This window comes from Variovorax jilinensis (assembly GCF_030316885.1).
Lineage (GTDB): Bacteria > Pseudomonadota > Gammaproteobacteria > Burkholderiales > Burkholderiaceae_C > Variovorax > Variovorax jilinensis.
This window is the reverse complement of sequence record NZ_JASZYQ010000001.1, coordinates 553,803-565,461: the sequence shown is the minus strand read 5'-3', so window position 1 is coordinate 565,461 and position 11,659 is coordinate 553,803. Positions and strand designations below refer to the sequence as shown.

Annotated in this window: 13 protein-coding genes; 11 read left to right on the top strand and 2 right to left on the bottom strand. The window is 70.4% G+C overall.

The genetic code is table 11. The features are described 5' to 3' along the window. Positions 1-52: 52 nt before the first annotated feature. Positions 53-682 (top strand): 2-polyprenyl-3-methyl-6-methoxy-1,4-benzoquinone monooxygenase, encoded by a 630-nt coding sequence (gene coq7, locus QTH87_RS02720; protein ID WP_286608012.1) that lies wholly within the window; start codon positions 53-55, stop codon positions 680-682. 19 nt (positions 683-701) lie between these two features. Here coq7 and QTH87_RS02715 read toward each other — a convergent pair whose 3' ends face one another. Next, positions 702-1,151 carry an OsmC family protein gene (locus tag QTH87_RS02715; protein ID WP_286606655.1) on the bottom strand — a complete coding sequence of 150 codons (450 nt, stop codon included), beginning with the start codon at positions 1,149-1,151 and terminating at the stop codon, positions 702-704. A gap of 253 nt (positions 1,152-1,404) precedes the next feature. Here QTH87_RS02715 and ilvA point away from each other — a divergent pair, with 253 nt between their 5' ends. Next, entirely contained in the window at positions 1,405-2,961 is a 1,557-nt protein-coding gene (gene ilvA, locus QTH87_RS02710; protein ID WP_286606653.1) for a threonine ammonia-lyase, biosynthetic, read from the top strand. A gap of 28 nt (positions 2,962-2,989) precedes the next feature. On the opposite strand, the gene QTH87_RS02705 is transcribed toward ilvA, so the two are convergent. Further along, on the bottom strand, positions 2,990-3,517 hold the full coding sequence (locus QTH87_RS02705; protein ID WP_286606651.1) for a type II secretion system protein N: 528 nt from the start codon (positions 3,515-3,517) through the stop codon (positions 2,990-2,992). Between the two features lie 63 nt (positions 3,518-3,580). Between QTH87_RS02705 and gspG the strand changes: the two genes are divergently transcribed. The 9 genes from gspG to gspD all read left to right on the top strand — a co-directional run bounded on the left by gspG (position 3,581) and on the right by gspD (position 11,631). After that, positions 3,581-4,021, top strand: a complete 441-nt coding sequence (gene gspG / locus QTH87_RS02700) for a type II secretion system major pseudopilin GspG (protein WP_286606650.1) — start codon at positions 3,581-3,583, stop codon at positions 4,019-4,021. Then, the gene (locus QTH87_RS02695; protein ID WP_286606649.1) at positions 3,996-4,502 is read left to right on the top strand and encodes a prepilin-type N-terminal cleavage/methylation domain-containing protein; all 507 of its coding nucleotides are present in this window, start codon (positions 3,996-3,998) and stop codon (positions 4,500-4,502) included. The genes gspG and QTH87_RS02695 overlap by 26 nt, the downstream gene beginning before the upstream one ends. Continuing rightward, complete coding sequence (gene gspI, locus QTH87_RS02690; protein ID WP_286606647.1) at positions 4,502-4,870, top strand: type II secretion system minor pseudopilin GspI; 369 nt, start codon at positions 4,502-4,504, stop codon at positions 4,868-4,870. Before QTH87_RS02695 ends, gspI begins: the two co-directional genes overlap by 1 nt. Continuing rightward, complete coding sequence (locus tag QTH87_RS02685; protein ID WP_286606644.1) at positions 4,870-5,520, top strand: PulJ/GspJ family protein; 651 nt, start codon at positions 4,870-4,872, stop codon at positions 5,518-5,520. Before gspI ends, QTH87_RS02685 begins: the two co-directional genes overlap by 1 nt. Beyond that, a complete protein-coding gene (gspK, locus tag QTH87_RS02680) occupies positions 5,517-6,656 on the top strand; it encodes a type II secretion system minor pseudopilin GspK (protein WP_286606643.1) in 1,140 nt (379 codons plus the stop codon). Before QTH87_RS02685 ends, gspK begins: the two co-directional genes overlap by 4 nt. Before the next feature lie 130 nt (positions 6,657-6,786). Beyond that, complete coding sequence (gspL, locus tag QTH87_RS02675; RefSeq protein WP_286606640.1) at positions 6,787-7,995, top strand: type II secretion system protein GspL; 1,209 nt, start codon at positions 6,787-6,789, stop codon at positions 7,993-7,995. Then, positions 7,992-8,540, top strand: a complete 549-nt coding sequence (locus tag QTH87_RS02670; protein ID WP_286606638.1) for a type II secretion system protein M — start codon at positions 7,992-7,994, stop codon at positions 8,538-8,540. Before gspL ends, QTH87_RS02670 begins: the two co-directional genes overlap by 4 nt. Positions 8,541-8,551: 11 nt before the next feature. Further along, entirely contained in the window at positions 8,552-9,349 is a 798-nt protein-coding gene (gene gspN, locus QTH87_RS02665) for a type II secretion system protein N (protein WP_286606637.1), read from the top strand. A 2-nt stretch (positions 9,350-9,351) separates the two neighbouring features. Beyond that, entirely contained in the window at positions 9,352-11,631 is a 2,280-nt protein-coding gene (gene gspD, locus QTH87_RS02660) for a type II secretion system secretin GspD (protein WP_286606635.1), read from the top strand. Positions 11,632-11,659: the final 28 nt, after the last annotated feature.

The window sequence follows — 11,659 nt, the reverse complement described above, 5'->3', positions numbered from 1 at the left end:
AGGCCTCGCGCCCCTCACTTGTGACATTTTGTACATGAGTTCCAATCGTCCGATGACCCGTTCGCTCGACCCCCTGCTCGCCGCGGCCGACGCGGCCTTGCGCACCCTTTTTGCCAGGCCGCACGCGACGCGGTCGACGCCGCCGCCCGATCTGCCGCCCGGTACCCTGACCGAGAGCGAGCGCCGCGAAGCCGGGGCCCTGATGCGCGTCAACCACGTCGGAGAGGTCTGCGCCCAGGCCCTCTATACCGCCCAGGCTGCCGTCACGCGCGATCCGAAGCTGCGCCACCACTTCGACGAAGCCGCGCGCGAGGAAACCGATCACCTGGCCTGGACGCAGCAGCGCCTGGACGAACTGGGTGCGCGGGCATCGGTGCTGAATCCGGTCTGGTACGCCGGCGCATTCGGGCTCGGCCTGCTCGCCGGCCGTCTCGGCGACCCGCTGAGCCTGGGCTTCGTGGCCGAGACCGAACGCCAGGTCGAAGCGCATCTGGACGGCCACCTCGACCGGCTGCCGGCTGGCGACAGCGCCTCTCGCGCCGTCATCCAGCAGATGAAGCTCGACGAAGCCCGCCACGCGGCACAGGCGTGGAGTGCGGGCGCTCAGGACCTGCCGGCGCCGGCCAAGGCGCTGATGCGCGTGGCTTCGCGCGTGATGACCACCGTGGCACACCGCATCTGAGCGGCGCGCGGGGCCGGATTCAGGCCTCGATCAGGTCGAAGCTGGTCGTGATCTCGGCCGTCTTGCCGAGCATGATGGTCGCCGAGCAATAGGTGTCGTGGCTCAGCGCGATCGCGCGCTCCACCGCGGCGACCGGAATGCCCTTGCCGGCCACCGTGAAATGCATGTGGATCCTGGTGAACACCTTCGGGTCCTTCTCGGCCCGCTCGCTGGTGAGCTTGACGCTGCAGCGCTCCACCTGATGCCGACCGCGCTTGAGGATCATGACGACGTCGTAGGCCGTGCAGCCGCCGGTGCCGGCCAGCACGGTCTCCATCGGCCGCGGCGCGAGGTTCTGGCCGCCGTTCTCGGGCCGGGCCGCATCGGGGGCGCCATCCATCGCCAGCACGTGCCCGCTGCCGGTCTCGGCAACGAACCCCATGCCCGACCGCGTGCCGGTTTGGCCGGTCCAACTCACTGTGCATTCCATCTCGCGACTCTCCGGGTTTCGCCTCGGGGCGAGGAAACCCCTTCGGCATGTGATGTAGTGTTCAAAAAGCGCAACGCGCGTGTTGCATTGCAGCAATCAGTCGATATACTTTATTTCATCGCACATCGAGAGGTGTGCACCGGTTGTCTCCTCCACCCTCCCAATTGGTGGATTTAGCCCCGGGTCGCAAGACCCGGGGCTTTTTTCTTGGGGCCCTGGGCGCTGCGGCGCCGAGCCTATGATCGCGGCCTCTATGCCTTCCCCGACCCCGCCTCTCACCCCTGCCGACTACCTGAAGAAGATCCTCACCGCGCGCGTCTACGACGTGGCGGTCGAATCGGCACTCGAACCCGCCCGCGCGCTGAGTGCCCGGCTGGGCAACACGGTGCTGCTCAAGCGCGAGGACCAGCAACCGGTGTTCAGCTTCAAGCTGCGCGGCGCCTACAACAAGATGGCCCACCTGAGCCCCGAGCAGCTCGCCAATGGCGTGATCTGCGCCTCGGCCGGCAACCATGCGCAGGGCGTGGCGCTGAGCGCCCGCACGCTGGGAACGCGCGCGGTGGTCGTGATGCCGGTGACCACGCCGCAGCTCAAGATCGATGCGGTACGCGCCCTCGGCGGCGAGGTGCTGCTGCACGGCGACAGCTATTCCGACGCCTACGGCTTCGCGCTCGAGCAGCAGAAGGTGCACGGCCTGACCTTCGTGCATCCCTTCGACGATCCCGACGTGATCGCAGGCCAGGGCACGATCGCGATGGAGATCCTGCGCCAGCACCAGGGCCGGCTCGACGCCGTGTTCGTCGCCATCGGCGGCGGCGGGCTGATCTCTGGCGTGGCCAACTACATCAAGGCGCTGCGCCCCGAGATCCGGGTGATCGGCGTGCAGATGAACGACTCCGACGCGATGATGCAGTCGGTCGCGGCCGACGAGCGCGTGACGCTGCCCGACGTCGGGCTGTTCTCCGACGGCACCGCGGTCAAGCTGGTCGGCGAGGAAACCTTCCGCATCTCGCGCGAACTGGTCGACGAATTCATCACGGTCGACACCGACGCCGTCTGCGCCGGCATCAAGGACGTCTTCATCGACACGCGCAGCATCGTCGAGCCTGCCGGTGCACTCGCGGTGGCAGCGATCAAGCAGTACGTCGAGGCCCGCGGTGCCCGTGGCGAAACCTATGCCGCCATCCTCTGCGGCGCCAACATGAACTTCGACCGGCTGCGCTTCGTGGCCGAGCGCGCCGAGGTCGGCGAGGAACGCGAGGCGCTGTTCGCAGTCACCATCCCCGAGGAACGCGGGAGCTTCCGGCGCTTCTGCGAGGTGGTCGGCGACCTGCCTGGCGCTTCGCGCAACGTGACCGAATTCAACTACCGCATCAGCGATTCGAGGGAAGCCCACGTCTTCGTCGGCCTGACCACCACCGCGCGCGGCGAATCGAAGACCATCGCCGACACCTTCGAGGCGCAGGGCTTCGGCGCCATCGACCTCACGCACGACGAGCTGGCCAAGGAACACATCCGCCACATGGTCGGCGGCCGCACCGGCCTCGCGCACGACGAGCGGCTGCTGCGCTTCGTCTTCCCCGAGCGGCCGGGTGCGCTGCTCAAGTTCCTTCGCCTGATGCGGCCGAACTGGAACATCAGCCTGTTCCACTACCGCAACCAGGGCGCCGACTACGGCCGCATCCTGGTGGGCCTGCAGGTGCCGGCCGCCGACAGCGAGGCCTTCGACGCCTTCCTTCAGACGCTCGGCTACCCCTTCGTCGAAGAGACCGGCAACCCGGTCTACCGCCTGTTCCTGCAGCAGGCCTGACGACGGCCCGCGGACGGCGGCGCGGCGCTCAGCGCGGGCCGATCGGCGGCGGTGCCATGACTGCCGGCAGGCTGCCCGGCATCTCGGCGCGCGGCGGGTTGCTGGCCAGCGGCCGGGTCGGCAACTGCAGCGTGAAGGCCGGCGCCGAACCGGCGCTGGTGCCGAAGGTCGCGGCGCGCGCGTCGAGCGCCTGCAGCACGTAGCCGTCGGCCACCGCGGCACCAACGCGGAAGGGCCGCGGCGGCTTGCCGTCGACCGCGATCAGCGCGGCACCCTGGCGGTCGAGGTCGGCCACCACGCCGAGCAGCACGAACCGGCTCGCGGCATCGGGTGCCGCCACGGCCACCGACTGGGCCGGCACTGCGCCCAGCATGCGCGCCAGCGCTGCAGGATCGGGCGCGGCCTGCGCGCTGCCCGACACCACGGGCGGCGCGGGGGCGTCGGCCGGCGCCGCGAGGCGCAGGCCCCAGAACACGATGCTCGCCGCCGCCAGCGCCCACAGGAGCGTGGTGGCGGTGGCCGATGGCCAGCGGGGCGGAGCGTAGGGAACTGCCATGGGGGCGGATTATCATTCAGCGCCACGCGGCCGGTGCCGCTTCTCCTCCCCCACTCCGCCTTCATGCCAACTTCTACCCGTTCCATCGCCCGCGCCCTGCAGCGCGGCTTCACGCTGATCGAACTCATGGTCGTGCTGGTGATCATCGGCGTGCTGGCCGCGCTGATCGTGCCCAACGTGATCGAGCGCGCGGACGACGCCCGGGTCACGGCGGCCAAGACCGACGTCAACAACCTGATGCAGGCGCTCAAGCTCTACCGGCTCGACAACCAGCGCTACCCGACCGCCGAGCAGGGCCTGCAGGCCCTGGTCACGCGCCCGACCAGCGGCCCGGCCGCCCCCAACTGGAAGCCCTATGTCGACAAGCTGCCGAACGACCCCTGGGGCCGTCCCTACCAGTACATGAACCCGGGCATCAAGGGCGAGATCGACGTGCTTTCGCTCGGCGCCGATGGCGAGCCCGGCGGCGAGGGCAAGAATGCCGACATCGGCAGCTGGCAGTAGCGGCCCGCACCTTCGCCGCGCCGCGCGCCGGCCTGCCGGCAGGCGCGGCTTCACGCTGCTCGAACTGCTGGTGGTGATCGCGATCATCGCGCTGGCCACCGCCGGTGTGGGGCTGTCGCTGCGCGATTCTGGCCAGGCCGCGCTCGACCGCGAAGCGGAGCGCCTTTCCGCCCTGCTCGAGTCGGCGCGCGCCCAATCGCGCGCCAGCGGCGTCGCGGTGCGCTGGCGCCTCACGCCCGACGGGCCGGGCAACTTCGCCTTCGACGGCCTGCCGCCCGGGTCGCTGCCGATCGCGTGGCTGGCCGAGGGCATCACGGCGCAGCCGGTGGGCGTCGACGGCCGGGCCGCAGGCGCGCTGCAACTGGGACCCGATCCGATCATCGCGGCGCAGCAGGTGGTGCTGAGCATGGACGGCCCGCCGGCACGCAGCCTTCGCATCGGCACCGATGGCCTGCGCCCCTTCGCGGTCGTCTCGCCGTGATGACCCGACGCCGCCGCGCAGCCGGCTTCACGCTGATCGAGGTGCTGGTCGCGCTCGGCATCGTCGCCATCGCGCTCATGGCCGGCACCCAGGCGACCATGGCGCTGACGCGCAACGCCCAGCGCCAGTCGGACCTGATGCTGGCGCAGATCTGTGCCGAGAACGAGCTGATCAAGGCCCGTATCGCGCGGCAGATGCCCGCGGTAGGCGATGCCGGCGGCGTCTGCCTGCAGGCCAACCAGGCCTTCGGCGTCACGGTCACGACCACGCCGACTCTGAACCCCAACTTCCGCCGCGTCGACGTGCAGGTGCGCAACGCCGACGACGCGCCCGTGCTTCGCCTGTCGACCGTGGTGGGGCGCTACTGATGACCTTCAGACGCCCGCGCGGATTCACGCTGATCGAGCTGATGGTGGCGATCGCCGCGATGGCGCTGCTGGCCCTGATGAGCTGGCGCGGGCTCGACGCCATGGCCCGGGCCCAGTCCATGAACCGCGAGCGCGGCGATGCGGTGCTGACGCTGCAGACCACGCTCGCGCAGTGGGGCGCCGACCTCGACGCGGTGCTGGTGCTGCCGCAGATCACGCCGATCGACTGGGACGGCCGGGTGCTGCGGCTCACGCGGCGCAGCACCGACAGCGCATCGCCGCTGGCCTTCGTGGTCGCCTGGACGCTGCGCCCCGACCCTTCCGGCGGCACGCACTGGCGGCGCTGGCAGTCGCCCGGCTTCACGACCCGCGGCGAGTGGCAACAGGCCTGGAACCAGGCCGCCAGCTGGGGCAGCGATGGAGGCGCCGATGCGGCGGCCGATGTCGACCTGATCGCGCTCGACGGCTGGCAGCTGGGCTATTTCCGCAACGGCGCCTGGGGCCCGGCCCTGAACACGGAGGCCATGGGCACGATCGCGCCGATGCCCGAAGGCGTGCGACTCGTCCTCAGCCTGCCGCCCGGCCCCGCGCTCTCGGGCCTCGTGACGCGCGACTGGGTGCGCCCGACCGTGACGGTGCCGAAGACATGATCCGACGCCCGCTCCCCCTTCGTTCGGTACGCCAGCGCGGTGCGGCGCTGCTGACCGCGATGCTGACGGTGACCCTGGTCGCGACCTTCGCGGTCGCTGCGCTCTGGCAGCAGTGGCGAGCGGCCGAGGTCGAGGCCGCCGAGCGCGCGCGCTCGCAGGCCGGCTGGGTGCTGATCGGCGCGCTCGACTGGACGCGGCTGATCCTGCGCGAGGACGCGCGCGCCAACGCCGCTGCGGGCGGCAAGGGTGCCGATCACCTGGCCGAGCCCTGGGCGGTGCCGCTCGAGGAAGCCAAGCTGACGACCTTCCTCGCTGCCGACAAGAACATCGCGAGCGACGCGCTCGAGGGCCTGCCCGAGGCCTTCATGTCGGGCCGCATCGTCGACGCCCAGTCCAAGCTCAACGTCATGAACCTGGTGTCGGGCGGCAAGCCGGTCGCGGCCTCTCAGGCCGCCTTCAAGAAGTTGTTCGAGCTGTTGCGGCTGCCCGCCGAGGAGCTGGCGCTGCTGACCGCGAACCTGCAGCGGGCCGCGCCCGCGACGGCCGCTTCCGCGGGCATCGATCCCGCGACCGCGGCTGCCACTGCCGCGGCAACGGCCGCTGCGGCCGCCGCCGCGAACACCGGTGCGGCCAGCGGCACGCCTGCCGCCGCCGCTGCCGACGGCGGGACGGTCGGCGAGGCGGCCACCACCGGCAGCAGCACCGGGCCGCTGACCCCGCAGCGCACCGCGCAACTGACGTGGCTGGGCCTGTCGCCGTCCACGGTGGCGGCATTGCAGCCCTACGTGACGGTGCTGCCCACCCGCACGCCGCTCAACCTCAACACCGCGAGCGCCGAGGCGATCTTCGCGAGCACGCCCTCGCTCGACCTGGCGAGCGCCAAGCGCATCGTCGCGGCCCGCGCCCAGGGGTATTTCAAGGAGCTTGCCGACGCCGGAAAGCTGGTGACCCAGAACGCCCAGTTCACGCCCGACCAGCACAGCATCTCGACCGGCTACTTCGAAGTCCAGGCCCGGCTGCGCATCGACCGCACCTGGGTCGAGGAGCAAACGCTGCTGCGGCGCGACGGCATCGAGCTGCGAATCGTCTGGCGTGAGCGTGGCGCCGGCGCCACGTTCGAGGCGCCCAGATCCTGATCCCGAGGGCCCTCCCTCGTAGATTGGGTCAAAAATAAGCGCAGCGCCCATTCCATCTACCTGAGATGCTATCAAAATAGTAGCATCGATCCCTGGCCCCTTCTACAATAGCGACCCTTCACTCACCTCGATGGCTTTGCTGCTTGTAACAATTCCTCTCGTTCAGGGCTCGTCCGCCGCCGAATACGGCTGGTCGGTCTGGTCGAGCGACGGGCGCAAGCTCCGTTCGCAGGGCAGCGCCGTGCCCTCGCTGCTGCCCGGCAGCGACGAGGTGGTGGTCGGCGTTCCCGCGGCGGCACTGTCGTGGCATCAGGTGACGCTGCCCCAGGGCAGCATGAGCGGCGCCGTGCGCCTGCGTTCGGTGCTCAACGGCCTGCTCGAGGATCGCCTGCTCGACGACCCCGAGACCCTGCACTTCGCGCTCGAGCCCGGAGCGCGCGTCGCGGCGCCGGTCTGGGTGGCGGCCTGCAACCGCATCTGGCTGCGCGCCGCCGTGCAGGCGCTCGAGGCGGCGGGTCGGAAGGTCACGCGCATCTTCCCGGAATTCACGCCTCAACCCGCAGGCTCGCCGCCGATGGTGTTCGCGATCGGCGAGCCGCAGGCGGCCCTGTGCGTGGTCTGCGGCAGCGAAGGCGTGGCCACGTTGCCGCTCGACGCCGGCGGCCTGGCACTGGCCGGCCCGCTCGCGGCCGACACCACGGCGCTGGCCGAACCCGCAGTGGCCGAGCTGGCCGAGAGCGTGCTCGGCCGCCGCGTGCCGATCGTCAAGCCCGCGGCCCGCTGGCTGCAGGCCAGCCGTTCCGAATGGGATCTGGCCCAGTTCGACCTCGCATCCACCGGCCGCGCCCGCGCGAGCAAGAAGGCGGCTGCGCTGGCGCGCGACCTGTGGTTCGGTCCGCGCTGGCGGGCCGCCCGCTGGGGCGCGCTGCTGCTGGTGCTGGCACAACTCATCGGACTCAACGCCTGGGCCTGGAAGGAACGCAGCGCCATCGACGCCAAGCGCTCTGCCGTGCGCACGGTGCTGACCCAGACTTTTCCCTCGGTGCAGCTGGTGGTCGACGCCCCCCTGCAGATGACGCGCGAGGTCGCCGCGCTGCAGCAGGCCACGGGCGGCGTCGCCGCGTCCGATCTCGAACCCATGCTGGCGGCGCTGGCCGCCAGCCTGCCGAACAGCCGCGTGCCGACCGCGATCGACTTCAGCGCCGGCCAGCTGCGGCTGCGCGGTCTCGGCCTGCAGGCCGGCGACCTCGCCACGCTCAAGAGCGCGCTGTCCTCGCGCGGCTACGAGGTGCGCAGCGAAGGCGATCTGCTGCTGGTGCAGGCGGAGGCCGGGCGATGAAATGGCTGGCGATCCTCGAAGCGCGCTGGCAAGCCTGGTGGCCCGAACTGGAGCCGCGCGAGCAACGCATGATCGCGATCGCCGCCGGCCTCGTGACGCTGGCGCTGATCTGGTGGCTGGCGCTTGCGCCCGCCCTCGCCACGTTGTCGAGCGCGCCGGCCGAGCATGCCCGGCTCGATGCCCAGCTGCAGCGCATGACCGCACTCCAGGTTCAGGCCCGGGCGCTGCAGTCCCAGCCGCGCGCCAGCCGCGACGACGCCATGCGTGGCCTCGAGACCTCGGTGCGCGAAAACCTCGGCCCCAATGCCCAGCTGCAGATCGCGGGCGCCAGCGAGAACGTCACGGTCGCGCTGCGCAACGCGCCGGCCGAGGCGCTCGCGCAGCTGCTGACGCAGGCCCGCAGCAACGCCCGCGCCGTGCCGCGCGAGGTGCATCTCACGCGCAGCGCAGTCGCGCCCTCGCCCGCCCCCGCCCCCGCATCCGGCGCCGACGCCACCGGCGTGCGCTGGGACGGCACGCTGGTCATGGGCCTGCCGGCCCGTTGAACGACATCCCGATGGCACTCTCGCGCACCTCCGACGCCGCCATCCGCCCAGGCTGGCGCTGGGCCGTGCTCGGTGCGCTGGTGGGCGGCCTGATCGCGCTGGCGGTCTATGCGCCGGCCCGCTGGCTGGCCGCCGGCCTTGCGCAATGGAGCGGCGGCCACCTTCAGCTGATCAACGCGCGCGGCACGGTCTGGCGCGGCAACGCGGGCGTGGTGTTTTCGAGCGGTGCCGCGGGCGCGGCTTCGATCTCGCTGCCCGGCACGCTGAGCTGGACCCTGCGTCCGCGCTGGGACGGCGTCTCTGCCTCCCTCGAACTGCCATGCTGCATCGCGACGCCGCTCGAACTGACCGGCCGGCCGCGTGCGAACGGCCTCGAGCTGGCCTGGCGCGACGGCCAGTCGCGCTGGCCCGCCGCGATGCTGGCGGGCTTCGGCGCGCCCTGGAACACGCTCAAGCTCGAAGGCGTGCTCGACCTTTCCATGCAGGCCCTGGTGCTGCGCTGGGACGGCCCGGCCCTTACCATCGCGGGCCGCGCCACGCTGGACGCCACCGACATCTCCTCCAGCCTGTCGACGCTCAGGCCGATGGGCAGCTATCGCATCGCCATCGAGGGCGGACCGGTCCCCTCGCTGCTGCTGACGACCCGCGAAGGCAGCCTGCAACTGAGCGGCAGCGGCCGCTTCAACGGCAGCGCCATGCGCTTCGACGGCGAAGCCAGCGCCGCGCCAGGACGCGAAGACGCGCTCTCGAACTTGTTGAACATCATCGGGCGACGCGAAGGCGCGCGCTCGCTCATCACACTGGGTTGACCATGAAGAAGCCAAAGTCTTCCTCCGGCATCCGCCTCGGCACCCTCGCGCTCGCGGCGCAGATGCTGATCGCGGCCTGCATTCCCTATTCGGCCTTCGCGCAGGACGTGCCGCGGCGCGGCGAGCCGATCACCTTGAACTTCAGCAATGCCGAGATCGAATCGGTGGCGCGCACCATGGCGGTCGTGACCGGCCGCGACGTCGTGGTCGACCCGCGCGTGAAGGGCACCATCACGCTGCAGACCGACCGCGCGATCGAGCCGGCGGCGGCCTTCAACCAGTTCGCGGCCGCGCTGCGGCTGCAGGGCTTCGCCATCGTGCAGTCCGACGGGCTCTACAAGGTCGTGCCAGAGGCCGACGCCAAGCTGCAGAGCAGCACCGTGACGACGTCGACGCCGACCACCTCGAGCCTGAGCGGCAATCAGATCGTCACCCAGATCTTCAAGCTCAACTACGAGTCGGCGAACAACCTGCTGCCGGTGCTGCGGCCCCTGATCGCGCCCAACAACACGATCAACGTGAATCCCGGCAACAACTCGCTGGTGATCACCGACTATGCCGAGAACATGCGCCGGCTGGCGCGCATCGTGGCCGCGCTCGACGTGCCGAACGCCTCCGACATCGAGGTGATCCCCCTCAAGTATTCGGTCGCCACCGACCTGGTGCCGCTGGTGTCGCGGCTGCTCGAAGGAACCGCCAGCACGGGTGCAGGCGGCGCCCCGGGCCAGGTCGACGCGTCCTTCCGCACCACGCTGCTGGCCGAGCCGCGCGGCAATGCGATCATCCTGCGCGCCGCCAACCCGGCGCGTGCGCAGCTGGTGCGAACGCTGATCGAGAAGCTCGACCGGGTGCCTCTCGACAGCGGCAACGGCGCGGCCGGCAACGTCTATGTGGTCTACCTCAAGAACGCCGACGCCGTGAGGCTCGCGACCACGCTGCGCGCGGCGATGTCGGCCGAGGCGCGCGGCGTCAGCGGCAGCGGCGGCATCACGGGCGTCCAGGGCGGCACGCAGCAGACCAACCTGCAGACCGGCGCGCTGCAGAACAGCCTGCAGCAGGGCCAGGGCAGCGCCGCGGCCACGACGCCGCTCAACAATGCCAACACGCCGTCCACCGGCGGCCAGATCCAGGCCGATCCGTCGACCAACTCGCTGATCATCACGGCCTCGGAGCCACAGTACCGCCAGCTCCGCGCCGTCATCGACAAGCTCGACGGTCGGCGCGCGCAGGTCATGATCGAGGCGCTGATCGTCGAAGCCACGACCACGAAGGCTGCTCAATTCGGCATCCAGTGGCAGACGGCACTTGGCAACTCTGGCGCCATCGGCACCAACTCCAGTCTGGCCGGCCCGAGCATCCTCGCGCTGAGCGCCGCGCTGATAGCGAACACGCCGGCTGCACTGACCACACTCTCGCGCGGCATCAACGCCGGCGCCACGTCCACGATCAACGGCGTCCCCGTGCTGGGCGCAATCGCCAACTTCTTCGCCAGCGACGCGGACGCCAACCTTCTGTCGACGCCCAATCTGCTGACCCTCGACAACGAAGAAGCAAAGATCGTCATCGGCCAGAACGTCCCGTTCATCACCGGCCAGTTCACCAACACCGGCGCGGCCAACGGCTCGGTCAATCCGTTCCAGACCATCGAGCGCAAGGACGTCGGCCTGACGCTGCGCGTGCGCCCGCAGATCAATGAAAGCGGCACCGTCAAGTTGATCGTGTTCCAGGAAACGTCGACGGTGCAGGGTGGAACCGAAAATGCCCCCAACGGCCCGACCACCAACAAGCGCGCGATCGAATCCAGCGTGCTGGTCGAGGATGGGGGCCTGGTGATGCTCGGCGGCCTGCTGTCGGACAACTACAGCAACAACGTCGACAAGGTCCCGCTGGCCGGCGACATTCCGATCGTGGGCGCGCTGTTCAAGAGCGAAAGCCGAAAGCGGGAAAAAGTGAACCTGATGATGTTCCTGCGGCCGGTCGTGATGCGCGACGCGGCCACGACCGCCGGCGTCGCCAACGAGCGCTACGACACGATGCGTTCGCTTCAGCAGCAAATTCAGCCGGCCGAGAACGTGTTGCTGCGCAACGTGAATTCGGCAGCTGTCATCGAGCCGCTGCCGGCGCCGGGGCGCCCGCTGGGGAAGGTCGAGGACGGCCTGTCGATGCAAGGCACCACGCTGATCCCGCCCCCTACGCAACCGAATCAACGACTTGCGCCGTCGCCGCTGAGGGGCGCCCTGCCGCCGACGGCCGATCCGTCGTCCAAGCGCGAACTCCCCTAGTGTCTCGACGGCTCCCATTGCGATAAGG